Raw genomic sequence first — 25,989 nt, forward strand, 5'->3', positions numbered from 1 at the left:
CAGGTACGGAAACACGTCATGAGTACTTCTTCACAACCACGCGTCCAGCGTCATCGATCCGTCTACGACATCGTCGCAATATGTTTTGTCGCCTTCTTGCTGATCTCCAATATCGTGGCAACCAAAGTGATCGGGATCCATATTGGCCCGCTCATGCTGGTTTTCGATGGCGGCGCGGTCTTGTTCCCACTGACCTACATCCTGGGCGATCTACTCTCTGAGATTTATGGCTTTGCGCGGGCCAAGCGCGTCATTCTCACCGGTTTTGCAGTTTCCATCCTGGCCTCCCTGACCTTCCTGGTTGTCGGGGCTGCCCCTGTAGGCCCGGGGTATGAGAATCAGGATGCTTTCGTCGCCGTGCTCGGTTTCGTGCCACGCATCGTGGCTGCATCGGTGTGTGGCTATCTGGTCGGGCAGTTGCTGAACTCCTGGGTCCTGGTGCGCATGCGCCAGCGGTGGGGTGAGCGTAACCTGTGGGTTCGACTCATCGGTTCGACAATGGTGGGCGAGCTGGCTGACACGCTGATTTTCTGCACCATCGCCTTCGCCGGAATTATTCCCGGATGGGACTTCGTCAACTACGTGGTGGTCGGATACCTGTACAAGGTGGGGGTCGAGGTCATTTTCCTGCCCCTGACCTACGCAGTGATCGGTGCGGTGCGCCGCTGGGAACAGCCAGAGCGCAACGCCGCGCATGAACGTGAGGTAACGCATGACTGACGCGCCGCAGTGGATCGCGCTCCCGTCCCGCCCGCACCCAGAAATCACGCCCCAGCCCGGCCAAGCTGGCAAAGTGAGCGAGGGAGGAGTCGGTTTCGAGGTCACATACCGTCACGACAGCGGTATGGGACTGTCCCGCACGGGTGTCATTACCACGCCTCACGGTCAGATCCACACCCCCGCATTTGTTCCAGTGGGCACGAAAGCCAACGTCAAGGCACTGGTTCCCGAGATGGTGGCGAATCTGGGCGGCCAGGCGGTCCTCGCGAACGCCTACCACCTGTACCTGCAGCCCGGATCCGACATCGTGGATCGTGCCGGCGGCTTCGGCGCATTCATGAATTGGCACGGCCCGACATTCACCGACTCGGGTGGTTTCCAGGTGCTCTCACTGGGCGCTGGCTTTAAGAAAGTGCTCACGCAGGAGTTTTCGGGAGTCTACAAGGAGGCTTCTGCCGCCGAGCAGGACTGGATGTTCCGCCAGGCCGTGAAATCTTCGCGCGCAGTGGTCGACAGTGACGGCGTGGTGTTCCAAAGCCACATTGACGGTTCCCATCACCGTTTTACTCCGGAAAAGTCGATGCAGATTCAGCATCAGCTGGGTGCAGACATCATGTTCGCATTTGACGAGTTGACCTCGCTGCTGCATCCGCGTTGGTATCAGGAGGAATCCCTGGAGCGTACGCATGAGTGGGCGCGGCGTTGCCTTGCTGAACATGAACGTTTGACCCACGAGCGCGCGGATCATCCTTACCAGCAGCTCTTCGGCGTTGTCCAGGGCGCACAGTATGAGGATCTGCGTCGCTGTGCTGCGCGCACCCTGGCGCAGATGGAAGTCGATGGCCGCACCTTTGACGGGTTCGGAGTGGGAGGCGCCCTCGAGAAAGAGAATCTGGGGCGCATTGTGTCGTGGGTATGCGAGGAGCTGCCCGACGATCGTCCTCGTCACCTGCTGGGAATTTCCGAACCGGATGACCTGTTTGCCGGAGTGGAAGCTGGGGCGGACACGTTCGACTGCGTGAATCCGTCGCGCGTAGCGCGAAATGCCGCGATCTACACCCCGGACGGGCGCTTTAACGTGACGAATGCGCGCTTTGCTGACGACTTCACTCCCCTGGTCGATGGATGCGGGTGCTACACGTGTCAGCACTACACCCGCGCCTACGTGCGTCACCTGTTCAAGGCCAGGGAGATCCTTGCGTCCACGTTGGCGACGATTCACAATGAGTGGTTCACTGTGCACCTGGTCGATGCGATCCGCGGAAGCATCCAGTCAGGTGACTTCGATGCTTTCCGTGATGAAATGCTCGGACGCTATCATCACGCTGACCAACGCTAGGGGCTACTCTTGCGATATGAGTTTTAACGAGGGGGTCCAGTCTAATTCTGGACGAGTGCGTACCAGCCGCGGCGGACGTGGCGTTGCCATCGGTGGTGGATCCGTTGCCGTACTGATCGGCCTGTTCCTGCTGTCACGTCTGACGGGAATCGACCTGACCGGCCTGGCCGGAGGGGCGCAACCCAGCGTGGAAGAACAGTCCGGATCGTCTCTGGAACACTGCCAAACTGGTGCAGATGCCAATCAGTACGTCGAATGCCGCATGGTGACGACCGCTGATTCACTGGACGTAGTTTGGCAGACTCAGTTGCCCGAGCAGGCCGGAATGGACTACCAGCCGCCCAGCTTCCAGCTCTTCGAGCAGGCGGTGAACACAGCGTGTGGTACGGCCTCTTCACAGGTCGGTCCTTTCTACTGCCCCTCAGATGCGTCAGTGAACCTGGACCTGGGTTTCTTCCAGCAGATGGAATCGCAGCTCGGTGCTGCCAACGCACCTTTGGCTCAGGAGTATGTGGTCGCTCATGAATGGGGCCATCACATCCAGCATCTTCGCGGCATCTTTGCCGAACATCGCAGCCAGGAGACCGGTGAGCAAAGTGATGCAGTGCGTCTTGAACTGCAGGCAGACTGCTACGCCGGCGTGTGGATGCATTGGGCCTCACAGACCAAGGATCCCGAATCAGGCGAGGCATTCCTGAAAGAGCCGACTTCTGAGGAACTGGCGCAGGCATGGCAGACTGCCGAAGCCATTGGTGATGACCGTATTCAGGAGCAGGCGCAGGGCACGACCAATCCTGAAAGCTGGACACATGGGTCAGCTGAACAGCGACAACGCTGGCTTGAAACTGGCGTGCAAAACGGCTCGCTGGAGAAGTGCGATACATTCGCTGCACCGGAAGTGTGACGGCAAGCGCCTCGATTGGGAGGCAGTGTTGGCGGTGCGATAGCATCGAACCGTATCGGTGAGGAGATTGCGCTATGAGTATCGTCGAGCAGGCACACGCCCACTATGAGCCGGGATGTCCGTATGAAATTCCGATCCCGGACACGCCACTGTTCGAACTGCTCAATACGACTGCTCGACTGTACCCGTCGCATGTGGCGCTGGATTACATGGGTGCGACCACGACCTATCGGGAAGTCCTCGCTCAGGTGTTGCGTGCCGCCCAGGTGCTGGTGGATGCTGGCGTGCGAAAGGGCGACGTGGTCGCCATCGCACTGCCGAACTGCCCGCAGGCTTTTGTTGCGTTCTATGCCTGCATGAGGATCGGAGCCGTAGCGGCTGAGCATAATCCGCTCGCACCCGCCCACGAAATTGAAGGCCAGCTCAAGCGTCACCACGCCAAGGTCGCCATTGTGTGGGAAAAATGCGTCGGCTCCTACCCCACTGACGGGTCGATTGACATCGAGAAGGTTTTCACCGTCAATATCGCAGCCGGCCTTCCCACCATTCAGCGCCTCGCACTGAAGTTGCCGGTCGCCAAGGCGAAGCAGATGCATGACAAGATGCGCGGTGAGGTTCCTGATTCGACGCGTTCCTGGGATCATGCAGTGGCCGCTGCTCACAGTATTCGTCGCGATTATCCGCATCCAACTGGCTCAGATCGAGCCGTTATCTTGCACACGGGCGGCACCAACGGTATTCCGAAGTCGGTTCCGCTCACTCACACCAACATCGGCGCCAACGTCAATCAGAACCTGTTCTGGGTGTGGAAGCTGCACGAAGGCGCGGAAACGTTTTTCTCCCTGCTTCCCTACTTCCACGCATTCGGGTTGACGTTCTTCCTGTGTGCTTCCGTCAGGAAGGCGGCGACGCAGGTACTGATGCCGACTTTCGATGCGGCAATGGCTGTTGCTGCGCATCGTCGTCGTGCCGTCACCTTCTTTGTCGGTGTTCCCGCGATGTTTGAGAGGATCCTGAAGGAAGCACGAAAGACGCATACGCCGCTCGACAGCATCCGGTATTCGGTCTCCGGAGCGATGCCGTTGTCCACCGCATTCGCCGACGAATGGGAAGAATATACCGGCGGCATTATCCTGGAGGGCTATGGCTTGTCTGAGACCTCTCCTGTCATCTGCGGATCACCTCTGGGACCAGGCAGGCGACACGGAACTCTAGGCATCCCCTTCGCCTCCACCGAGCTGCGCCTGGTCGACCTTGAGGATCCCACGCGTGATGTCGACGATGGCGAGCCAGGCGAGATCATCGTGCGCGGTCCGCAAGTCTTTGAAGGCTACCTGGATGCTCCCGATGAAACCGCAAAAGTCTTCACACAGGACGGCTGGCTTCGCACAGGCGATATCGGTGTCAACGATGACGGCTTCATCACGCTCGCGGACCGCCGCAAGGAACTCATTTTGTCCGGCGGCTTCAACGTGTATCCCTCGCAGGTCGAGGACGCGATTCGTTCCATGCCGGGGGTGAAGGACGTGGCCGTTGTCGGTCTGCCGAAGGGTGATGAGACCGAGGAAGTGACCGCTGCGCTGATCATGGACGAGGGCGCTCCCCTGATTTCGCTGGATCAGGTCCGCGAATGGGCAGAGCGGTCGATTTCGCACTACGCATTGCCGCGCCAGATCGCGTTCATCTCCACCATGCCGCGTAATCAGCTGGGCAAGGTCATGCGGCGCAAAGTCCGTGAGCAGTTGCTGAATCCGGCAGCAAAGTTGTGGGATTCCACGTCGAAAGCGGTTGAGGACGCCGTCACCCCGGTAGTGAAAGGTGTCAGCGAAGCTGCCACAACGCTCTCCCGCGGAGTATCCGATGCAACCGAGGCAGCGATCCGGTCCTATCAGGAAGAGCAGATCCGCCACGACGCTGCCAAGCGCGCCGCAGATGGACAAACGGATACGGGCAAGAAATCCTCACGCGACTGAGCACAAAACTGCCGATGCTCAGACGTTGAATCCCAGGGCGCGGAGTTGATCACGCCCATCAGGGGTAATGCGTTCTGGCCCCCAAGCGGGCATCCACACCCAGTTGACCATCACCAGATCCGTGAACGTCTGCAGCACCATCTGCGCCTGCTGTTCGATCACGTCGGTCAGTGGGCATGCAGCAGATGTCAGCGTCATATCCAGCTGGATACTGTCATCTTCACTGACCGTGATGCCGTAGAGCAGGCCCAGGTCAACGATGTTGATTCCCAGCTCGGGGTCGATGACGTCCTTGAGTGCTTCTTCCACGTCTGCGGCGGGAACTGTGCCGTTTTCCACGTAGTCAACGCCGGTGGGCAGTTGTTGCTGTGGTGCGGGGGCAAAGCGCTGTTCGACAGGTTCCGTCTGAGCCATCGGGTTTGCTGACTGCGCACCTTCGGGCGCATAAGGCGTGTCACTCATGGTCGTCTCCTGCTATGTCGATACCAACTTGTGCCAGCGCGTCACGAAGGGCGTACCATCCCAGCAGTGCGCACTTGATTCTGTTTGGGAATTGGCTGGTTCCTTCAAGGGCCACGGCATCCCCCAGCGCGTCCAGGACTGCATCGTCCACACCCTGACCGCGCGAATGCATCATGGTTTCCATATCGGCGTACAGGTCGCGCACCGTGTCAGTCGGTTGGCCTTCGACCATGTCGGAGAGCATCGACAGGCTGGCCTGCGAAATGGAGCAGCCATCCCCGTCCCACACCAGGTGTTCAATTTTTCCGGCATCGTCGACTCTGATGCCCAGGGTCACCTCGTCACCGCATGTGGGGTTGACCTGGTGTGAGGATGCCTGGATGTTGTCCACCGTGCCGCTGCCTCGGCGTTCGCGCGAGTGATCCAGGATCACTTGCTGATACATCTGTTCAAGACTGCTCATTATGCTCCTGTGAAAAATCCTGCTGTTGCGCTCACTGCGTCGACCAGCTGATCGATCTCGGCGCGTGTCGTGGTCACTGTTGCCGTCGCCCGTGTCGATGCACGCTCGCCGAAAAACTGGTGCAACGGGATGGCGCAGTGGTGTCCTACTCGCACCGCAACGTCACGTGAGTCAAGGAACTGGCCCACATCATGTGGGTGGACTCCGTCCATCGTCCAGGCGACGACTGCCAGACGGTCGTGCGTGGATGTCGGTCCCAGGATCTTCACGCCTTCGATGTCGGACAATCCTTCCAGCATCAGTGTGGCCAGTTCCTCTTCGCGCCTGGCAATGGCATCCATTCCAATGGTGGATATGTACTCCAGTGCGCGTGCCCACCCGACCGCCTGTGCCACTGGTTGCGATCCGGCTTCGAAGCAGTCAGGTGCAGGCAGGAACTCAGTGGAATCCATCGTGACAGATGCGACCGTTGAGCCGCCCGTCAGCACTGGTGGCATCGCTTCAAGCAGGTCGCGACGTGACCACAATGCACCAATTCCAGTCGGCCCACACATCTTGTGTGATGACAGAGCAATGAAGTCTGCGCCCAGTGTTGTCACGTCAATTGGAAGGTGCGCAGATGACTGGCATGTATCCAGAACCACCAGTGCGCCGACGTTATGGGCTGCCTGGATGATCGGCTCAATCGGAGTGATCGCTCCGGTCACGTTGGATGCGTGTGTGACGGCGACGACCTTCGTGTTCGGCGTGATGACGTCCAGTGTATCGAGGTCGATTCGTCCCTCGGGATCCAGATCGAGCCACTTGAGCTCGGCTCCGCTGCGCTGGCAGGCCAGCTGCCACGGCACCAGGTTCGAGTGGTGTTCGGCGCGTGAGATCACGACCCGGTCCCCTGCCTGCAGGCTGAAGCGGACATCGTGGCCTGTCGAGTCACCAGCTGACCCGTTCGTCATCGCGTAGGCGACGATGTTGAGTGCTTCAGTGGCGTTCTTCGTCCACACCACTTCGTCCGGCCGCGCTTTGATGAAGCGTGCGACGGTGGCGCGCGCGTCCTCGTACAGTTGCGTTGAGTCATCTGACAGCACGTGGGTACCGCGATGCACGGCACCGTTGTGGTGCCGGTAAAAGTCAGTAACCGCGTCTATGACGCACGAGGGTTTTTGAGATGTGGCTGACGCGTCAAAGTAGGCGATGGGGCCACCCGCCCTACCGCGCCGCGTCAGGTACGGGAAGTCCTGACGAATCTCATCGACGGTGAACGCGCCGATCGTCTCACTCACAATCTGCTCCTACTGCTTACTGAAGGTATGAGTCGTACCCTGTTTCTTCCAGTTGTTCAGCCAGTTCCGGGCCGCCTTGAGCGGCAACGTGACCGTCAACAAACACGTGCACATGGCTGGGGTGAATGTAACGCAGGATTCGCGTGTAGTGCGTGATCAGCATGATCCCGCAGTTCGTGGACTCGTGGACCCGGTTGACACCCTCGGAGACGATCCTCAGCGCATCCACGTCAAGGCCGGAGTCAGTCTCGTCAAGAATGGCGAACGAGGGGCGCAGCATCTCCATCTGCAAAATTTCGAGGCGCTTCTTTTCACCACCGGAGAAGCCCACGTTGACGTCACGCTCAGCGAAAGCCGGTTCGATGCGCAATTTCTCCATCGCGGCGTTCATGTCCTTGACCCAGGTCCGGATACTCGGCGCCTTCCCGTCGATCGCGGTCTTGGCGGAGCGCAGGAAGTTCGACACTGACACGCCCGCCACTGCCACGGGGTACTGCATCGCCAGGAACAGGCCGCTGCGGGCGCGCTCATCAACGGTCATGTCCACAATGTTGTGACCATCGAGGTAGGCGGCGCCTTCGGTCACCTCGTAGGCTGGATGACCGGCCAGCGCGTAGGCGAGTGTGGATTTGCCTGATCCGTTCGGTCCCATGATGGCGTGGATCTCGCCAGATTCGATGGTGAGGTCGACACCTTTGAGGATCTGTTTCGTGCCCTCAGGTGTTTCTACGTTGACGTGAAGGTTCTGAATTTCCAAAGTCGACATGTCGCGTTCTTTCTCTTACATTCGAGGGCGGCTCAGCGTCCCGTAACTTCAAGTTCTCTTTCAACCGATTCCATCAGATGCTTTTCAATGGCCGGAACACCGATCTGGTCAATCAGTTCCGCGAAGAATCCTCGCACCACGAGGCGACGGGCATCTTCCTCGGTGATTCCGCGGCTCATCAGGTAGAACAATTGTTCATCGTCAAAGCGTCCTGTCGCTGATGCATGTCCTGCTCCGGCGATCTCACCGTTTTCAATCTCAAGGTTGGGAACTGAATCAGCATGAGCGCCTTCGGTCAAAATGAGGTTACGGTTCAGCTCATAGGTGTCTGTTCCGTCAGCAGGTTCCTGGATGAGGCAGTCACCAATCCACACCGAGTGCGCATCCTTACCCTGCAGGGCGCCTTTATACGTCACGCGTGAGTAGCAGTTGGGTGCTGAGTGGTCCACGAACACACGGTGTTCCAGGTGTTGTCCTCCGTCCACGAAGTACACGCCCAGCATAGTCAGTTCAGCGCCCGGCCCTTCAAAGTCGGTATCGGCGCACAGGCGAACCGTATCGCCACCCAGTGTGACCACGATGTGACGCACTTTCGCGTTCTTGCCAATGCGAATGCGGTGGTTCGACGCGTGTACAACACTGTCGTCCCATTCCTGCAGGGACACGAACGTTAACGAGGCGTTCTCACCGGTAGTGATCTCAATGCCCTGGTTGATTCGCGCGTCGGCGCTGTCCGTGTGGTTGAGGATCACTGTGGATTCGCTGTGTGCGCCAGCGTCGACGACCAGGTGCTGGCTGCGTTGGTCAGAGGCCGTATCCACCGTAATAAGAATTGGATCGTCGATGCGTTTTCCGGCTGGAACGGACACGACCTGAGCATCATGGAACGTATTCCATTCAACTACCGCGGTCCTGTCACCAGGAGCCAGCACGGTGCCCACGCGTGAATCGTCTCGCGAGACGGTTTCAACGCAGACGCCTTCGGGAGCTTCCACAGTCAGCGGAGCGTCCTCGGTATCGTAGTTGGCCGGGTCGAACAACATCGAGATGCGGCGCATAGGGGTGAATCGCCAGTCTTCTTCCTTGCCTTTGGGCACGGGAATATCGTCGAGGTTGAACGACGTCGGCCGATCTGCGCGCGATGGGTGTGGGCTGACGTGATCTTCGCGATGGTCTTGAGCCAACTCAGCCCACCGATCCTTCCATTTGTAGTTCGATGAGGCGGTTCAGTTCGAGTGCGTACTCCATGGGGAGTTCCTTCGCAATAGGCTCGACGAATCCGCGCACAATCATGGCCATAGCTTCGTTTTCATCCAGGCCGCGACTCATCAGGTAGAACAGCTGATCTTCTGACACTTTCGAGACGGTGGCCTCGTGGCCCATTTCCACGTCGTCGGTGCGCACATCCACATACGGGTATGTGTCGGTGCGGGAGATTTTATCGACCAGCAGCGCGTCGCACAGAACATTCGACTTGGAGTGGCGCGCACGCGCATTGACCTGCACGAGGCCTCGATACGAGGTGCGCCCACCCCCTCGTGACACTGATTTGGAGACAATGGACGAGGACGTGTGCGGCGCCATGTGCACCATCTTCGCGCCCGTGTCCTGGTTCTGGCCGGGGCCGGCAAAACCGATTGACAGTGTTTCGCCTCGGGCGTGGTCACCCATGAGGAAGCACGCGGGGTACTTCATCGTGATCGCGGAGCCCATGTTGCCATCGATCCACTCCATCGTTCCACCCTCGTCAACGATGGCACGCTGAGTCACCAGGTTGAGCACGTTGGTCGACCAGTTCTGGATGGTCGTGTATCGCACGCGGGCATCCTTGCGCACGAAGATTTCCACGACTGCGGCGTGCAGCGAGTTGGAGTCGTAAATCGGGGCCGTGCAGCCCTCGACGTAGTGAACGTAGGAACCTTCGTCCGCTACGATCAGCGTGCGCTCAAACTGGCCCATCGCTTCGGTGTTGATGCGGAAGTAGGCCTGCAGAGGGATCTCAACGTGGACGCCCGGTGGCACGTACACGAATGAGCCACCCGACCATGCTGCCGTGTTGAGTGCTGCAAACTTGTTGTCACCTGAAGGTACCGAGTGCCCGAAGTATTCCTTGAAGATCTCGGGGTATTCACGCAGGCCGGTGTCGGTGTCCATGAAGACGACGCCTTGCTTCTCCAGATCGGACTGAATCTGTTGGTAAACAACTTCAGATTCGTACTGCGCGGCCACGCCTGCGACCAGACGCTGTTTTTCCGCTTCGGGAATGCCCAGACGGTCATAGGTCTGACGAATGTCTTCGGGCAGGTCGTTCCAGTCTTTAACCTGACGGTCGGTGGGACGCACGTAGTACTTGAAGTCACCGAAGTCAATGTCGGACAGGTCGGGACCCCATGCCGGCATGGGTTTGCGCTCGAAGATCTCCAGAGCTTTCAGTCGGCGCTCCAACATCCATTCGGGTTCATTCTTTTCGGCCGAAATGTGGCGCACCACCTGCTCGTTGATGCCTTTGGGAACATCATGTGAGTAGTCGTCCTTGTCGTGCCATCCGAATTCGTATGCACCGATGGATTCGATAATCGCTTCATCACTTCTGCGTTTATCCTCAGATGAAACGATTGGCGGTGACTGGCTCATATTGTCCTTTCCTCAGTGACTTGACTGGCGTCAAGATCGTGACTTTGCCGCTGTGTCAAAAGCACTCACGCTATCGCCTGAGAGCCGCCAACGCAGAGCGCCGGATTGTGGGGGCACCCACGGGAATATGCGTGGTGCATACGTGTTCCCCTCCGGCCAAGGTGGCCAAACGTTGAACATGCACGTCCAGCAGACGCGCAAAGGCTTGGGTTTCCGCTTCGCACAATTGTGGGAAGTCATCGGCTACCTGCTGGATCGGGCAGTGACCCTGACATAGCTGGATTGCGAAGGTGCCATCGCCAATGTCGCGCACTGTCGCTGCGTAACCGTCCTGGGTGAGCGCGTCAGCCAGAGCCTGTGCGCGCACTTTCGGGTCGTTCCCTGCTTCACGCACGATCGGCGCGTATCGACGTTCGATTTCGCGTGAGCGGGCAGCGGCAAATGAGTCAATGGCCGGGCCACCTCCGACCTGTCCCAGGTAGCCCAGAGCCTTGACAGCCAACTCGGAGTATCCCTCTGGGAGCCTGTCGTGTGCTCGCTCGGTTGCCACGTAGTGACGCGCTGGTCGCCCTCGTCCACGCTTGTCAGTCGAGTAGTCCTGATACTGAACGATTTCTCCAGCGTCCTGCAAAATGGTGATGTGCCGTCTGACCGCCGCCGTGGTCAGATCCAGGATCTTCGCGATGACCGTAGCGGTCACGGGACCTTTTTCGACGATTAGGTCGAGCACCTGCTCGCGGGTGCCGATTTCAGTCGGCTCTCCCATGACTGTCCTCCTTATCGCCGTCAGTAACTACCCCACCAGTGTACGGCTTTTAGCAACACGATGCTTTCTAAATTACGGCGATTGAGATCACTTGCACGCTATAAGGAGGATTCGAGTCTGGAGCAGTCAGTTCTGACGCGCAGAACGCATCCACGGCGCGTCGCTGGCACGCAGGGTCTGCCACCCGTGGGCGCGCGCAGCGAAGGTGGCGAGAATTCCCACGCAGGCTGAAGGGTTATGCAGATTTCCCGCAGCAACGAGGCGAACAGCTTCATCCAGGTTGACCCAGCGGGTCACCATCGCCGCTTCCTCATCCTCACGCTCGAAGGTGGTGCCAGTCGGAGAAACATCGCGGGCAAGGAAGATCCGCAGAGATTCTTCGGATCCTCCAGGTGAGGTGAAGTAATCGACGAGGACATCCCAGCGCTCAGCCTTCTGATCCGTTTCTTCAGCAAGTTCGCGTTTGGCCGCTGTCAGGGGGTCTTCACCCTCGATATCGAGAAGGCCGGCCGGTATCTCCCACAGGTGCGCGCCTACTGGATGGCGGTACTGGTATTCCAGCAGTACTTCCTCATTACCGTCCTCACCGCGCAATGCGACGATGCCGACTGCGCCTGGATGCGACAGGTACTGGCGAATCACTGAGTGAGAGTCGTCAAGGATGACCTCGTCTTCAGCCATGTCAAAGACTTTGCCGCGCCATACGATGTCGTGACTGGCGACGGGTGCGCTTCCGCTGCGATCAGCGATGGGCATCTGTTCATCCTCGTGTGCCGTCACGGTGTTACTCTCCTCCGCTTTGTGACTGGGCTCCGTCTGCCGGTTCGTTGTGTGGCGCGGGTGGAGCCGCTTGCCGGCCTGAGAGCTGAAGATCTGGGAACACGCTGGTGGCGCTGTCCTCGCCGCCCAGTGCGCGTGGCTGAGCCTGGGCGCTCGGAAGTGCGAGAACTGTTGCCAGCGTGGCGATCGCTGTTCCTACGGAATCAACGGTGGTGATTGGAGCGTTCTGTGCACGCAGCTGGGCAATCATCGCGTCCGCATCACCGGCATCACCCACGATCACGCCGGGATTGGGCGCACTTGCCAATGCGCGAGCCATTCCGACCCATGCGCTTGAAGAGGCCGGGCCTCCTGTGCCGCTCTGGGCGTCCTGCGCGGTTGCCATTCCAGCCTTCATCGTGCGTGGCCCGACCAGAATCAGGGTGTCAGCCTGACCGCCCTCGGATTCATCGAAGGTGACAATGGGACGCGAATCATCGGTCAGGATGTCACGGAGCAGATCCTGGTTGGCGCCAGAGGAGGTCATAATCGTCACGATGGCCTGCCCGATCACTCCGTCACTGGTCAGATCTGCCGGAACGTCACCGGCGAGGTTGGTCTCAACTGGCGTGGCCAGCGTGTTGCGATACTCGGTCATGGACTGAGAATCCCAGTTGTCTGTCAGTGTTGCGACGCTGACAACTGTTGCACCGGCTTTGCTCAGCATAGTCTTGAGTTGCTCGATATCAGCAGGATCGGTGGCCGCCATTTTCAGCAGACCAATATTGCGTCCTTCGAGGGTTCCCGGCACAATCTCGTCGCCCATTTGCGAAACGGCTGCTTCTGACAGCTTGAGGCTGTGTTCGGCTTCTTCGAGTTGTTCCTGAGCGGTTCGCTGCGCCTGTGCGCGCGATGAGCTCAGTGCGTCATCGAGCCGTACCTGCAGGGGGCCGGCACCGAGGATCACGCCCACGCACAGCGCGATGAAGATCGCGATGATGGAGACTAGGTGATAGCGAAAATTAACCATGATGACCTCTTTTAACTGCTCCCTGCGCTGAAGGGCCACCAGCTTGCGACCCAATGGGCTACGACTTCCATAGCACCCTGCCCCCACGGTGTGGACCACAGTGCCGCACCGGCCAGCAGGACGGCGACGATAACGAATACGATCAGCCAGAACGCTGAAATGCGTGGACGGTAGGTTTCGCGAATGGCACGCGATGAGATAAGCGCGTCACCTGCCTTGAGACGCGTGAAGAAGGTTGACGCCATTCCGGCGCGTCCGCGATCGAGGAAATCCTGGAGTGTCAGGTGAATACCGATCGTGGCGATCACGGAGGCACGTTGCGTGGCAGCCAGAATGATCGCTGCATCCTCACTGGTCCCAGATGCGGTCATCACTTCGTAGGAGCGTCCCTGTCGGTTGAGGCGTTCGCGTCCTGGAGCGGTGCCGTCACGGTTCTCCCGCACCACTAGTTCAGCCCCGCATCCCAATGCCTTTTCTGAGACCGCATCCATATCGGCCACGATGATGTGGGGCTTCATGCGTTCGCGAAGCAGCAGGTCCGCTCCCCCGTCAACGCCGACCAGGATCGGGTTGGTATCGCGAATCCAGCGACGCAGCCCTTTGAGTTCCTTGACAGAATCTTCAGCCTTATTCACCAGGAGAACCGGGCGACCCTGCATCTTGGCGCGCAGGGTCGGAATCCCTTTTTCGTGGTAGAGCAGGTCAGATTCGCGCTCAAAATAGTCATCTGTGAATTCATCGAACGCTTCGATCTGAGTGCTCAGACCCAGGCGTGCTTCCTCGCGTGCGCGCAGGTCGTCCTCGTCAGTCATCACGTGTCCGGATGCGATCAGTCGACCATCTTGCGTCACCTCTGTGCCGCTGATCGTGATGGTGTCTCCCTCACGCAGGGTCATAATGTCAGAACCCAGGTCATCGAGCAACAAAATGCCTGCTTTGAGGACGAGGGCTGGACCGAGGTTCGGGTAGCGGCCGGTAGAGGATGCTGACGCGTTCAAAATTGCTGTGGGTTGTGCGTCAATGAGCAGTCGGGCGGTGGCCCGGTCCAGGTCAGGCCTGTCGATAACCGCAATTTCACCGGCTTCGAGGCGCCGGGCGAGCCGCACGGGATTCTCGTCGATGCGAATCCGTGCCCTCACATCCGCATCGCTGGGAGCCTGCGATGGTGGCATACCTGTCTCATTGTCACTCACAGGGCGATTGTGGCACGGTTGCGGCCAGAATCAATTCTTTCGCGTGACGGCGTGCCGTTTCTGAGGTGGTCGGCGAGCCGGTCATTCGCACGATCTCGTCGATGCGTTCTTCCCCGTCAACGCATGTCACACGCGCAGTTCCACCCTCTTTGTGCACTACCAGGTGGGTGTCTCCATAGGCTGCCACCTGAGCCAGGTGGGTGACCACGATCACCTGGTGTACGCGTGCCAGCCGTGCCAGTCGCGCGCCCACCTCTGTGGCTGTGCGCCCACCGATTCCGGCGTCGACCTCGTCAAAGACGAAGGTGCGGGGCGTCGCACGATGCGAGAGCGCCACTTCCAGTGCCAGCATGACGCGTGAAAGCTCGCCACCTGATGCTCCGCGAGACACTGGCCGGGCGGGCGCGTCAGGATGAGGCTGCAGCATGAATGTGATGTCTTCACACCCCGTGGAGTTGGGTTTACGGTGCATCAGTTCGACGTTCAGGTGTGCCCCTTTCATCGCCAGTGCTGCCAGCTCGGCATCGACGTGCTCGCTGAGTTCGTCTGCGAGGTGCCGGCGGGAGGTGCTCAGGCGCTCCCCCAGTTCCAGTACGCGCTGCTGAGCCTGCGCAAGTTCAGCGGCGAGGGAGTCTTCGTTGACATCCGGATCTGTCAGTTCTTCAAGTTCAGCGCGCGCCTGAGCTTCCCATTCAAGCAGCTGAGTGGCATCTGCGGCCCGCCCCTGCAGCAGGCGATTCAGGTCGGCGCGCCGTTGGTGCAACGCGTTAAGACGCTCCGGGTCGGCGTTCAGTGTGGACAGGTAGGCCTCGGCATCATCTGCCAGCGAGTCGGCATCAAGACGCAGAGTGTGGGCACGCTGGGCGAACGAATCGAGCGTGGAATCAAAACGCGAGGCATCAGCGAATGCGGCCTGGACGCGGTGCAGCAGATCGATCAGGTGGGTCTCGTCAGATTCACCGCGCAGACATGCGTAGGCCAGAGCCACCTGGGCGCGCAGATCCTCAACGTTGGTCAGTCTTTCAGTCTGAGTGCGCAGATCGTCGTCTTCACCCGGATACGGGTCCAGCTGGCGGATCTGGTCAGTGATGCGGGTCAGTTCCTCAATGCGTGTCGCACGTTCGTCGGCGTGCGAGCGCGCCATGTCCAGGCGTTTTTTCGCATTGACTGCTGCTTTCCAGGCTTGCGCGTAGTCGCGGAGAAGCTCCTGGTGCTGATCGTCGCCTGTCTCATCGAGAGTGGCGCGCTGGACGGATGTCTGACGTAGACGCATCTGGTCGGCCTGGCCGTGAATCGTGACGAGACTATCGCCAATATCAGCAAGAATGGATACCGGGATGGGGCGTCCTGCAAGGTGGGCGCGTGATCGACCCTTGGTACTAACCGTTCTGGACACGATGAGCTCACCGTCTTCGACGCTGGCTCCAAGCTCCTGGGCGCGTGCGGCAACCATGTCATCGACTTCGAAAATGCCGTCTACTTCGGCCTGCTCACACCCCTGACGCACGGTCTGAGAATCGGCCCGAGTGCCGAGCAAAAGTGACAGTGAGGTCAACACCATCGTCTTACCGGCTCCGGTTTCACCGGTGACGACAGTCAGGCCAGGTGAAAATTGCACGTCGGCTTCGTCAATGACGCCCAGGGACTTGATGCGGAGCGCATCGATCACGTTGGCCTCCTCTCGCCTCTCCAGCTCTCACGTGACAGATTAACGCTCGGATGGGCGTTTCCTCCAACCATCCACAGGCAGCTGGAATCGTTTGACCAGTCGCGTGGAAAATGGAGTGTCATCGAGGCGCAGCAGGTGGACGGGGCGACATCCTCGTGTGGCAGTGATGGTTGTTCCGCTGGGGACGGTGCGCTGACGCAGACCGTCGCACCACACTTCTGGCGCACTCCACGCATCTTCGAGGATATTGACGCTGAGCACTGACGAAGGGCTGACAACAAGTGGCCGCGTGAACAGGCCATGCGCGGCCAGCGGAGCCATGATGATTGCCTCCGTGTCGGGCCATACCACTGGCCCGCCAGCAGAGAACGAATATGCAGTTGAGCCGGTGGGTGTGGAGAAGATGATGCCGTCCGCCCCGTAGGTGGATACAGCCTGTCCGTCCACTCCGAATCCCAGGTGGACCGGGTGCGCCACGTCCGTGTGCATGACGACTGCTTCGTTCAGCGCCCAGTCGTGCCATTCGGTGCCATCGGGGAAGTGCGCATGGATGTCGAGCGTCATGCGCGTGTCCATGGTGTAACGCCCATCTGCAATCATGTCAACAACTGACAGGATGCCGTCCGCAGACACTTCCGCAAGGAAGCCCATGTGCCCCATGTTGATGCCGAGCAACGGTGCGTCGAATTTCCGGGCGTATTCTGCTGCGGCAAGAATCGTGCCGTCGCCTCCTGTGGCCAGCACCAGGTCGATATCGCCGGTGCAGTCTCCTTCAGGCACCACGTCAATGTCGCGTACCGAAAGTTCACGTGCTGCTGCCTGGGCGGCTGCCTGTGCTTCTGGGCGGTTGATGTGGCGCACCAGCATGACGCGCTGAATCACGAATGTTTCCTTCCCTTCACTGCCGGCCCTTCCTGTACTGCTCTGACAATCCGATTGTGCAGGTTTTGCTCCAAGATCGCATCCGGATGACCTGAGCGCATCGCCAGGAAATACTCGACATTACCGGCAGGACCCGGCAACGGTGAAGCCTGAACGGCGTAGATATCCAACCCATTGCTACGCGCACATTGCGCGACTTTTTCCACCGTTTCCACGTGCTGATCGGGGTCACGCACCACGCCTCCGTGGCCAAGCCTGTCTTTGCCGATCTCAAATTGAGGCTTGACCATCAGCAGGTAGTCCGCGTCGGGTGTTGCCACGGAGATCAGCGGCGGGATCACCAGTGTCAGTGAAATGAACGATAAGTCGGACACCACCAGGTCAACGGGTGGCGTGATATCGGCGGGCGCGAGCGTACGAATATTGGTGCGATCACGTACCTCGACGCGCGGATCCGACTGCAGCTTCCAGGCAAGCTGCCCATATCCCACGTCAACAGCGATCACCTGCTGTGCTCCTCGTCGCAACAGGACGTCAGTAAATCCGCCCGTCGATGCTCCCGCATCCAAGCATCGTCGCCCCTGAATGAGCGGTGCTGATTTTCCGAGGGCGTCCAGCGCACCGGCAAGTTTGTAGGCACCGCGTGAAGCGTAGTCGACGGCGTCCCCCTCGGTAATGACGATTGCCTGTGCAGGATCCATTTGTCGAGCCGGCTTGAGCACCACCTGCCCGTCGAGTTTGACGCGCCCATCGTGGATAAGTTCCTGAGCGTGGGTGCGTGAGCGTGCCAGGTGGCGGCGCACCAGTTCGGAGTCGATTCTCCTGAGTTTCATCTCAGCGGCTCACGTGCTCGAGGGCAGCACGAAGCTGCGCATCGAATCCTGCCAGCGTGCGTACCTGAATCTGTGCGCTTGCCTCGTTCAATCCGTCGAGTTCGACTTCTCCGTTGGGAATTGTGACCGCGTCCTCACGATCATGCGGATCATGAGGGCGCGGTGTCACGGGGTCGTTCTCACTCACTGGCACTGTCCTGCGACACGTCCTGCGCGCTGTCCGCTGCGGCAGCGTCATCCTCGCTTTCAGCGGTCTTCACGCCGGTCTCGTCATCTGCGCCCTCGCGCAGCAGAGCTTCGAGTTCTTCTTCACCAGGAAGGAACGCCGGGATCGGATTGTCTGTGCTGAGGGCTTCCTCTTCGACTTCGGAATCCGGGCGCGTATCTTCAGCCAATTCCGCGTCAATGGCGTCTGAAACCTCGGGATTTTCCGCTTCGTCTTCCGGTTCGTCCTGAGGTTCAGGCGGGGTCACAATCCCTGCCGGATCGTCGTTGGGCACAACCGTCAATTCCGGGCACCGCACGGGCTCATCTGATTCGACAGCCCACGCTGCGGCTGCCAGCGCACGATACGAATCCAGGGTGACCGTGGTCGGTTCAGTCAACTCGATACCGTCCAGGCGCAGCGTGCCCCACTTGGTCACCGATGCTACCTGGGAGTACCCACAGGTCCACGTGTTGTCCTTGTGATGTTTGGGATGAGGATGAGCCTCGTTCAACCCTCGCATGTCAAGGGCGAGGTAGGTGGGTCGCTGACCCTTTCGTGCCCGAATCACATCTGCTGCCTGATGGACACCGGTAAGCACGTGAAGGGCAGGGTAGCCAGCTGAGACAGCGCCGGCAATATCGGTTTCGAGTCGGTCTCCCACGCTCAGTGGATTGTGTGCTTCGACCAGGTTCGCACCGCGTTGGTAGATTCCGGGCGTCGGCTTACCTGCCGCGGTTGCACGCTGTTTGGTGGCATGTTCGACGGCGGTCACCAGAGAGCCGTTTCCGAGGGCAAAGCCTTCTTCTGTCGGCAGTGTGGAGTCCATATTGGAGGCAAAGAATCGGGCGCCGGCCTGAATCGCGTAGGCAGCCTGCGACATCTGTTCCCAGCCGACAGTTCGGTCCAGTCCCATGACGACTGCATCTGGCTGGTCACTTGCACGTTCAACGAGGGTGAATCCAGCTTTTTCGAGAGCTTCGCGCAGTCCGGGACCACCAACCATAAAGACCTTGGCGCCGTCATCGAGCTCGTCGCTCATAATAGCCGCCACGTCCATCGCGGATGTCATGATCATGGATTCGTCCGCTTCGAATCCCATCGAATTCAGCTTTTCAGCGACTGCCTCAGGCGGACGTGAGGCATTATTGGTCACGAACACCGTCTTGATGCCGTTCTCACGCGCGGCGACGACGGACGGGGCCGCATGCTCAATGGGGTCTGACCCCATCCATGCCACGCCGTCCAGGTCAAGCAACGCTGTGTCAAAGAGACTGGACAGTGGTTCGTCGGTTCCGTGCAACGTGCTGCCACGCTTGGTGACATCCGCATCAGCAATCATTTCGATGTCCACGATGTCGGGATCTTCGATTTCTGGCGGCATCGATTCTTCGACTTGAGTGGCTTCTTCGTCGCGCCCCAGTTCGCGCAGACGATCGGCTTTGACGCTCATCAGGCGGCGCACATATTCGGTGTCGGCATCTTCAGGCAAGGCTGCCAGCGCATCATCGACCAGCACCAGGCCGACTTCGTTTTGTCCTAGATCCGCACGCGCACCAGACGAAACGAGGACGAGTTCGACCTGTTCACCCAGGTCAAGAGCGGCGGTGTCGGTCTTGTCAATAATGTCAACTGCTCGTTCTGGATGGCCCAGTCCGCGTTCACAGTCCGCTTCCACGGCGCGCAGAGACTGGTCTCCGCGCATGCGTCGCACGGCTCGCACCTCACGCAATGCTTCTTCATAGCGTCCCGATGCGTAGGCAGTCAATGCGGCTGCTTCGCGTACTGTATCGACACGACCGGCTCGCTTGGCTGCGGCGCGGGCATGCTCGTAGGCCTGCTCGGGATCCAGATCAATGAGTTGACCGGCCATGACGAGGTGGCGTGCCACGATGTCATGGTTAGCTCCCGATAGCGTCTTGAGTGAACGCAGGGCTTCAGAGTCGAGTTCACTGGCTGATACGCCGGCTGGAATTGTCGGCTCATCACCGTGAGGTGACACGTATTCTTCGGTGCTCGCGTAGTTGGCATCGCCGCGCTGATTGTTTCCTCGGTCGTGACGTGAACGGGAGCGATCATCGCGCCTGCGGTCTCCACGATCGTTTCGGTCGAAACGGCTGCCACGTTCGGAGTGGTCATGACGGTCATTCCGATCGCCTCGGTCTGACCAATTCCTGCCTTTACCGTCACCTCGTCTGTTGAAGCGCTTTCTGCCATCGCGGTCGAAACGGTCAGAACGTCCGCCGCGACGATCGTCGCGTTCTCTCAAGCCGCGCCCCTCGCCATGACGGTCGCGGTCACTGTCTGAGCGGTTGAAGCTGCCGCGCTTGAAATCACGGTCATTGTCGCGCTGCTGCCATTGTCCGCTTCCGCGTCGTGACTCACCGTCGCGTCGGAAACCACCGTCACGCTGAAAACCACCGTCTCGCCGTGATTCGCCGTCATCGAAGCGACGATTGCGTGAGTGGTAGCCATCGGAAGAGCGCCGGCCTCCCTGCTCATCTCGACGGCCGAAGCCTCGGCGGTCTGAAGAGCCCCTCCATGAACGCTCGCCTCGTGAGCGGAAGTCGTTCGATCGATCGTGTCGTTCGTCTGCCATGAATGGTCTCCCCTATTCGTCTGTGTCCCGCCCTATCTACGGAGCTGCTTCACACGTTAATACTGCTGTTAATGCTACCTGATAAGCGCTGACATACCTGTCAGCTCATGAATTTCGTGCGCAGATACACGTCTGAGGCGGGCAGTTGCCCGTGCACTACTATGTTGGTTGACTGGGTATCCGGTCGGTCGGCCCCGCTGGCGTGCGTTTGGGTAGTGTGTGCGCGTAAAAAGGGGGGGGTACTGGCCTGTCTCCAGGCCTGTACCCCACCCCCAACTCACGGTTGATTGCGGCAGTGTCTTACTCTCCCACGACCCCCCGGTCGCAGTACCATCAGCGCAAAGGCGGCTTAGCTTCCGGGTTCGGAAAGGAGCCGGGCGTTTCCCGCCTGCCATGAGCCACCGCAAAAAATGTCACCCACCCACCGTATGTGGGTTGAGTGTGTACCGCACAGTGATTGCAAGCACCACACCCCAAACACAGGGTGCACGTGTTTTCTCGCTTCGCCCCACACACTAGTGTGGAGTGTTGGTTTAGAATCGGCCCATTAGTACCAGTCGGCTCACAACACCTCACAATGCTTCCACCTCTGGCCTATCAACCCAGTCATCTACTGGGGACCTCCCACCCCCCAAAAAGGGGGGCACGGAAACCTCATCTCGAAGAAAGCTTCCCGCTTAGATGCTTTCAGCGGTTATCCCAACCGAACGTAGCCAACCAGCAATGCACCTGGCAGTACAACTGGCACACCAGAGGTTCGTCCATCCCGGTCCTCTCGTACTAGGGACGGGCCTTCATCAAGTTTCCAACGCGCGCAGCGGATAGGGACCGAACTGTCTCACGACGTTCTAAACCCAGCTCGCGTACCGCTTTAATGGGCGAACAGCCCAACCCTTGGGACCAACTCCAGCCCCAGGATGCGACGAGCCGACATCGAGGTGCCAAACCATGCCGTCGATATGGACTCTTGGGCAAGATCAGCCTGTTATCCCCGGGGTACCTTTTATCCGTTGAGCGACCACGCTTCCACAAGCCATGGCCGGATCACTAGTTCCTACTTTCGTACCTGCTCCACCCGTCAGTGTCACAGTCAAGCCCTCTTGTGCACTTACACTCACCACCTGATCACCAACCAGGCTGAGAGAACCTTTGAGCGCCTCCGTTACCCTTTAGGAGGCAACCGCCCCAGTTAAACTACCCACCAGGCACTGTCCCCAAACCCGATCAGGGCTCCAAGTTAGATGCATACTTGAACCAGAATGGTATTTCACCAACGACTCCACCACACCTAGCGGCACGGCATCACAGTCTCCCACCTATCCTACACAAGCACAAACACACACCAATACCAAGCTATAGTAAAGGTCCCGGGGTCTTTCCGTCCTGCTGCGCGAAACGAGCATCTTTACTCGTACTGCAATTTCACCGAGATCACGGTCGAGACAGCGGAGAAGTCGTTACGCCATTCGTGCAGGTCGGAACTTACCCGACAAGGAATTTCGCTACCTTAGGATGGTTATAGTTACCACCGCCGTTTACTGGGGCTTAAATTCAAACCTTCACCACAAAAAAGCAGTTAAGTCGTCCTCTTAACCTTCCAGCACCGGGCAGGCGTCAGTGCGTATACAGCGCCTTACGGCTTAGCACACACCTATGTTTTTAATAAACAGTCGCTTCTCCCAATTCTCTGCGACCCCAACCAGCACCACCCACGCACAGCAGGCACACCAGCAGGGCCCCCCTTATCCCAAAGTTACGGGGGCAATTTGCCGAATTCCTTAACCATGATTCACTCGCACGCCTCGGTATACTCTACCTGACCACCAGAGTCGGTTTAGGGTACGGGCGCTCATCTTCCTCACATCCAGGCTTTTCTCGGCAGTACAGGATCACCACTAGCCACCCCAACAGGCAGCCCCATCAGCCCTCACCCACGCGATCAAACGCAGCTTCCCGGATTTCACCCAAGAAACAGGCCACAACCTTAGACACACATAACCACCAGTGTGCAGCAACTACCTCCCTGCGTCACCCCAATGCTCACCACACACCCCACACCACACACAGCCACACTCAGCATCATCCCGAAAGACAACACCACGCACGGCAAGCACACGACGCGAAAGCATGCAGCGTTAGACGGAAAACAAACGGTACCAGAATATCAACTGGTCACCCATCGACTACGCCTGTCGGCCTCGCCTTAGGACCCGACTAACCCAGGGCGGACAAACCTGCCCCTGGAACCCTTAGTCAATCAGCGCGTAGGATTCTCACCCACGAAACGCTACTCATGCCTGCATTCTCACTCCCACCCCGTCCACCACCCATCACCAGGCAGCTTCACCCAGAGCAGGACGCTCCCCTACCCAAAAACAAAAAGTTATTGCCACGGCTTCGGCGGCACGCTTAAGCCCCGCTACATTATCGGCGCACAACCACTCGACCAGTGAGCTATTACGCACTCTTTCAAGGATGGCTGCTTCTAAGCCAACCTCCTGGCTGTCAACGCGACTCCACATCCTTTCCCACTCAGCGCACGCTTAGGGGCCTTAGCCGATGATCTGGGCTGTTTCCCTCTCGACCACGAAGCTTATCCCCCGCAGTCTCACTGCCACACCCACTTGAAATGGCATTCGGAGTTTAGCTGACGTCAGTAACCAACACGGCCCATCAACCAACCAGTAGCTCTACCTCCACCAAGCCCAGTGTGACGCTGCACCTAAATGCATTTCGGGGAGAACCAGCTATCACGGAGTTTGATTGGCCTTTCACCCCTACCCACAGTTCATCCCCCAGGTTTTCAACCCTGGTGGGTACGGGCCTCCACCACGTCTTACCATAGCTTCACCCTGACCATAGGTAGATCACCCCGCTTCGGGTCCACAACACGCGACACACGCCCAAAATTAAGACTCGCTTTCGCTACGCATCCCCCACACGGGTTAAGCACGCCACGCATCACTGACTCGCAGGCTCATTCTTCAAAAGGCACGCCATCACCCAACAAAAGCAGGCTCTGACGGCTTACAGGCACCCGGTTTCAGGCACTATTTCACTCCCCTCCCGGGGTACTTTTCACCATTCCCTCACGGTACTATGCACTATCGGTCACCAAAAAGTATTCAGGCTTACCAGGTGGTCCTGGCAGATTCACACGAGATTCCACGAGCCCCGCACTACTCGGGCACCCCTTTGGCACACACGCACACACACAGCTACACGACTATCACGCACTTCGGTCACCCATCCCAAGATGTTCACCACACGCACACGCACACACCCCCACCCCCGGCAGAAGATGAGAAAAAAGAGCCCCACAACCCCGCACACGCAACCCCCGCCGAGTCACACACGCACACGGTTTAGCCATCATCCGCTTTCGCTCACCACTACTGACGAAATATCTTCTCCTACGGGTACTAAGATGTTTCACTTCCCCGCGTTCCCCCTACCACCCTATGAATTCAGATGATAGTGACCAGGCACAACCCCAGCCAGGTTCCCCCATTCGGACACCCTCAGATCAACGCTCGCTCGCCAACTCCCCAAGGATTATCGCAGGCCGCCACGTCCTTCATCAGCTCTTGGTACCAAGGCATCCACCGAATGCCCACAAAAACTAAACACAACACAAACATGAAAACATGCAAAAACAACAAAACACAGAAAACACAATAAAGATGCTCACAACCACTATACAGTTCACAAACAACCCACCACACACCCAACCACCACAGCAGCAGCCAGACGCAGGCAACAAACACTTCCAAAACACACAGGAATTGAAAGAAAACCCGACAATGTGTCTGCTCCGCCAACACTTGCAACCCCACAACGCGCCCCACCCCAAAAAGAGCAGAAACAAACGCACAAACAGGGCTCCCTAGAAAGGAGGTGATCCAGCCGCACCTTCCGGTACGCCTACCTTGTTACGACTTCGTCCCAATCGCCAATCCCACCGTCACCTGCTCCCCCCAAAAAGGTTAAGCCACAAGCTTCGGGTGTTACCAACTTTCGTGACGTGACGGGCGGTGTGTACAAGGCCCGAGAACGTATTCACCGCAGCGTAGCTGATCTGCGATTACTAGCGACTCCACCTTCACGAGGTCGAATTGCAGACCCCGATCCGAACTGAGACAAGCTTTAAAGGATTCGCTCCACCTCACAGCATCGCAACCCTCTGTACCTGCCATTGTAGCATGCGTGAAGCCCAAGACATAAGGGGCATGATGATTTGACGTCATCCCCACCTTCCTCCGAGTTAACCCCGGCAGTCCCCCACGAGTCCCCACCATAACGCGCTGGCAACATAGGGCAAGGGTTGCGCTCGTTGCGGGACTTAACCCAACATCTCACGACACGAGCTGACGACAACCATGCACCACCTGCACACCCCCAACCAAATGCACACCTATCTCTAGGCGCTCAGGGCGCATGTCAAGCCTTGGTAAGGTTCTTCGCGTTGCATCGAATTAATCCGCATGCTCCGCCGCTTGTGCGGGCCCCCGTCAATTCCTTTGAGTTTTAGCCTTGCGGCCGTACTCCCCAGGCGGGGCACTTAAAGCGTTAGCTACGGCGCAGAAACCAAGGGCGGCCCCCACACCTAGTGCCCAACGTTTACAGCATGGACTACCAGGGTATCTAATCCTGTTCGCTCCCCACGCTTTCGCTCCTCAGCGTCAGTAACGGCCCAGAGACCCGCCTTCGCCACCGGTGTTCCTCCTGATATCTGCGCATTCCACCGCTACACCAGGAATTCCAATCTCCCCTACCGCACTCAAGCCTGCCCGTACCCACCGCACACCCCCAGTTAAGCCAGAGGATTACACGACAGGCGCGACAAACCGCCTACAAGCCCTTTACGCCCAATAAATCCGGACAACGCTCGCGCCCTACGTATTACCGCGGCTGCTGGCACGTAGTTAGCCGGCGCTTCTTTACCCGCTACACTCACCACTACCCAAATAGCGGCTTGCACACGAGCGAAAGAGGTTCACAACCCGAAGGCCTCCATCCCTCACGCGGCGTCGCTGCATCAAGGTTCCCCCCATTGTGCAAAATTCCCCACTGCTGCCTCCCGTAGGAGTCTGGGCCGTATCTCAGTCCCAATGTGACCGCCCACCCTCTCAGGCCGGCTACCCGTCAAAGCCTTGGTAAGCCATCACCCCACCAACAAGCTGATAAGCCGCGAGCCCATCTCCCTCCAGAAACCACAAAGGCCCCTTTCCCACACCCCCCATGCGGAAAGCGCAGAACATCCAGTATTAGCACCCATTTCTGAGCGTTATCCCAAAGAAAAAGGCAGGTTACTCACGTGTTACTCACCCGTTCGCCACTCTCACCACACAACCACAAAGGCCACGCAGATCCCGTTCGACTTGCATGTGTTAAGCACGCCGCCAGCGTTCGTCCTGAGCCAGGATCAAACTCTCCAAACAAAAAACAAAAACCATAATCTGCTCAGAAAACAACCACCCCACAACAGGGCAGCCAATCCCAACCAACAAAG

At 58.7% G+C, this 25,989-nt stretch carries 19 protein-coding genes and 3 rRNA genes; 4 read left to right on the top strand and 18 right to left on the bottom strand.

What is annotated here, in order from left to right:
• The first annotated feature begins 18 nt into the window (after positions 1–18).
• From BN3002_RS04665 to BN3002_RS04680, 4 genes are all read left to right on the top strand, one after another.
• Positions 19–720: a queuosine precursor transporter gene (locus BN3002_RS04665; RefSeq protein WP_058236811.1), complete on the top strand. Its 702-nt coding sequence runs from the start codon at positions 19–21 to the stop codon at positions 718–720.
• Positions 713–2,059 (top strand): tRNA guanosine(34) transglycosylase Tgt, encoded by a 1,347-nt coding sequence (gene tgt / locus BN3002_RS04670; protein WP_058236812.1) that lies wholly within the window; start codon positions 713–715, stop codon positions 2,057–2,059. Before BN3002_RS04665 ends, tgt begins: the two co-directional genes overlap by 8 nt.
• Before the next feature lie 16 nt (positions 2,060–2,075).
• Positions 2,076–2,963 (top strand): KPN_02809 family neutral zinc metallopeptidase, encoded by an 888-nt coding sequence (gene ypfJ, locus BN3002_RS04675; RefSeq protein ID WP_058236813.1) that lies wholly within the window; start codon positions 2,076–2,078, stop codon positions 2,961–2,963.
• A 74-nt stretch (positions 2,964–3,037) separates the two neighbouring features.
• A complete protein-coding gene (locus BN3002_RS04680) occupies positions 3,038–4,936 on the top strand; it encodes an AMP-binding protein (protein ID WP_082628525.1) in 1,899 nt (632 codons plus the stop codon).
• An 18-nt stretch (positions 4,937–4,954) separates the two neighbouring features.
• On the opposite strand, the gene BN3002_RS04685 is transcribed toward BN3002_RS04680, so the two are convergent.
• From BN3002_RS04685 to BN3002_RS04770, 18 genes are all read right to left on the bottom strand, one after another.
• Positions 4,955–5,398 carry a metal-sulfur cluster assembly factor gene (locus tag BN3002_RS04685; protein ID WP_227469361.1) on the bottom strand — a complete coding sequence of 148 codons (444 nt, stop codon included), beginning with the start codon at positions 5,396–5,398 and terminating at the stop codon, positions 4,955–4,957.
• The gene (sufU, locus tag BN3002_RS04690; RefSeq protein WP_058236814.1) at positions 5,391–5,861 is read right to left on the bottom strand and encodes a Fe-S cluster assembly sulfur transfer protein SufU; all 471 of its coding nucleotides are present in this window, start codon (positions 5,859–5,861) and stop codon (positions 5,391–5,393) included. The genes BN3002_RS04685 and sufU overlap by 8 nt, the downstream gene beginning before the upstream one ends.
• Positions 5,861–7,141 (bottom strand): aminotransferase class V-fold PLP-dependent enzyme, encoded by a 1,281-nt coding sequence (locus BN3002_RS04695; protein ID WP_058236815.1) that lies wholly within the window; start codon positions 7,139–7,141, stop codon positions 5,861–5,863. Before BN3002_RS04695 ends, sufU begins: the two co-directional genes overlap by 1 nt.
• A 16-nt stretch (positions 7,142–7,157) precedes the next feature.
• The gene (gene sufC / locus BN3002_RS04700) at positions 7,158–7,907 is read right to left on the bottom strand and encodes a Fe-S cluster assembly ATPase SufC (protein ID WP_058236816.1); all 750 of its coding nucleotides are present in this window, start codon (positions 7,905–7,907) and stop codon (positions 7,158–7,160) included.
• 32 nt (positions 7,908–7,939) lie between these two features.
• Positions 7,940–9,091: a Fe-S cluster assembly protein SufD gene (gene sufD / locus BN3002_RS04705; protein ID WP_058236817.1), complete on the bottom strand. Its 1,152-nt coding sequence runs from the start codon at positions 9,089–9,091 to the stop codon at positions 7,940–7,942.
• A gap of 1 nt (position 9,092) precedes the next feature.
• Positions 9,093–10,541, bottom strand: coding sequence for a Fe-S cluster assembly protein SufB (gene sufB, locus BN3002_RS04710; protein ID WP_058236818.1), 1,449 nt, complete (start codon positions 10,539–10,541; stop codon positions 9,093–9,095).
• Positions 10,542–10,611: 70 nt separating this feature from the next.
• Positions 10,612–11,307, bottom strand: a complete 696-nt coding sequence (locus BN3002_RS04715; RefSeq protein WP_058236819.1) for a helix-turn-helix transcriptional regulator — start codon at positions 11,305–11,307, stop codon at positions 10,612–10,614.
• Between the two features lie 126 nt (positions 11,308–11,433).
• Entirely contained in the window at positions 11,434–12,063 is a 630-nt protein-coding gene (locus BN3002_RS04720) for an NUDIX domain-containing protein (protein WP_058236918.1), read from the bottom strand.
• 28 nt (positions 12,064–12,091) lie between these two features.
• Complete coding sequence (locus BN3002_RS04725; protein ID WP_058236820.1) at positions 12,092–13,096, bottom strand: copper transporter; 1,005 nt, start codon at positions 13,094–13,096, stop codon at positions 12,092–12,094.
• An 11-nt stretch (positions 13,097–13,107) separates the two neighbouring features.
• Positions 13,108–14,268, bottom strand: coding sequence for a putative cytokinetic ring protein SteA (gene steA, locus BN3002_RS04730; RefSeq protein ID WP_058236821.1), 1,161 nt, complete (start codon positions 14,266–14,268; stop codon positions 13,108–13,110).
• Between the two features lie 13 nt (positions 14,269–14,281).
• Entirely contained in the window at positions 14,282–15,958 is a 1,677-nt protein-coding gene (gene recN / locus BN3002_RS04735) for a DNA repair protein RecN (RefSeq protein ID WP_058236822.1), read from the bottom strand.
• Positions 15,959–15,997: 39 nt separating this feature from the next.
• Positions 15,998–16,837, bottom strand: a complete 840-nt coding sequence (locus BN3002_RS04740; RefSeq protein WP_058236919.1) for an NAD kinase — start codon at positions 16,835–16,837, stop codon at positions 15,998–16,000.
• Positions 16,837–17,673, bottom strand: coding sequence for a TlyA family RNA methyltransferase (locus tag BN3002_RS04745; RefSeq protein ID WP_058236823.1), 837 nt, complete (start codon positions 17,671–17,673; stop codon positions 16,837–16,839). Before BN3002_RS04745 ends, BN3002_RS04740 begins: the two co-directional genes overlap by 1 nt.
• Before the next feature lies 1 nt (position 17,674).
• The gene (locus BN3002_RS04750) at positions 17,675–17,860 is read right to left on the bottom strand and encodes a hypothetical protein (RefSeq protein WP_058236824.1); all 186 of its coding nucleotides are present in this window, start codon (positions 17,858–17,860) and stop codon (positions 17,675–17,677) included.
• Entirely contained in the window at positions 17,853–20,477 is a 2,625-nt protein-coding gene (locus tag BN3002_RS04755; protein WP_074026164.1) for an HAD-IIA family hydrolase, read from the bottom strand. The genes BN3002_RS04750 and BN3002_RS04755 overlap by 8 nt, the downstream gene beginning before the upstream one ends.
• Positions 20,478–20,764: 287 nt before the next feature.
• Positions 20,765–20,883 (bottom strand): 5S ribosomal RNA (gene rrf / locus BN3002_RS04760).
• 122 nt (positions 20,884–21,005) lie between these two features.
• Positions 21,006–24,106, bottom strand: a 23S ribosomal RNA gene (locus tag BN3002_RS04765).
• A 261-nt stretch (positions 24,107–24,367) separates the two neighbouring features.
• Positions 24,368–25,918: ribosomal RNA gene (locus tag BN3002_RS04770) — 16S ribosomal RNA — on the bottom strand.
• Together the 16S, 23S and 5S rRNA genes form the textbook arrangement of a ribosomal RNA operon.
• Positions 25,919–25,989 lie beyond the last annotated feature (71 nt).

It is taken from the genome of Actinomyces ihuae, from assembly GCF_001457875.1.
GTDB lineage: Bacteria > Actinomycetota > Actinomycetes > Actinomycetales > Actinomycetaceae > Pauljensenia > Pauljensenia radingae_A.

Coding starts and splice junctions, on each gene's coding strand:
- BN3002_RS04665 (WP_058236811.1), top strand. CDS start 19: ATGAGTACTTCTTCACAACCACGCGTCCAGCGTCATCGATCCGTCTAC.
- tgt (WP_058236812.1), top strand. CDS start 713: ATGACTGACGCGCCGCAGTGGATCGCGCTCCCGTCCCGCCCGCACCCA.
- ypfJ (WP_058236813.1), top strand. CDS start 2,076: ATGAGTTTTAACGAGGGGGTCCAGTCTAATTCTGGACGAGTGCGTACC.
- BN3002_RS04680 (WP_082628525.1), top strand. CDS start 3,038: ATGAGTATCGTCGAGCAGGCACACGCCCACTATGAGCCGGGATGTCCG.
- BN3002_RS04685 (WP_227469361.1), bottom strand. CDS start 5,398: ATGAGTGACACGCCTTATGCGCCCGAAGGTGCGCAGTCAGCAAACCCG.
- sufU (WP_058236814.1), bottom strand. CDS start 5,861: ATGAGCAGTCTTGAACAGATGTATCAGCAAGTGATCCTGGATCACTCG.
- sufC (WP_058236816.1), bottom strand. CDS start 7,907: ATGTCGACTTTGGAAATTCAGAACCTTCACGTCAACGTAGAAACACCT.
- sufB (WP_058236818.1), bottom strand. CDS start 10,541: ATGAGCCAGTCACCGCCAATCGTTTCATCTGAGGATAAACGCAGAAGT.
- BN3002_RS04715 (WP_058236819.1), bottom strand. CDS start 11,307: ATGGGAGAGCCGACTGAAATCGGCACCCGCGAGCAGGTGCTCGACCTA.
- BN3002_RS04720 (WP_058236918.1), bottom strand. CDS start 12,063: ATGCCCATCGCTGATCGCAGCGGAAGCGCACCCGTCGCCAGTCACGAC.
- BN3002_RS04725 (WP_058236820.1), bottom strand. CDS start 13,096: ATGGTTAATTTTCGCTATCACCTAGTCTCCATCATCGCGATCTTCATC.
- steA (WP_058236821.1), bottom strand. CDS start 14,268: ATGCCACCATCGCAGGCTCCCAGCGATGCGGATGTGAGGGCACGGATT.
- BN3002_RS04745 (WP_058236823.1), bottom strand. CDS start 17,673: ATGAAACTCAGGAGAATCGACTCCGAACTGGTGCGCCGCCACCTGGCA.
- BN3002_RS04755 (WP_074026164.1), bottom strand. CDS start 20,477: ATGGCAGACGAACGACACGATCGATCGAACGACTTCCGCTCACGAGGC.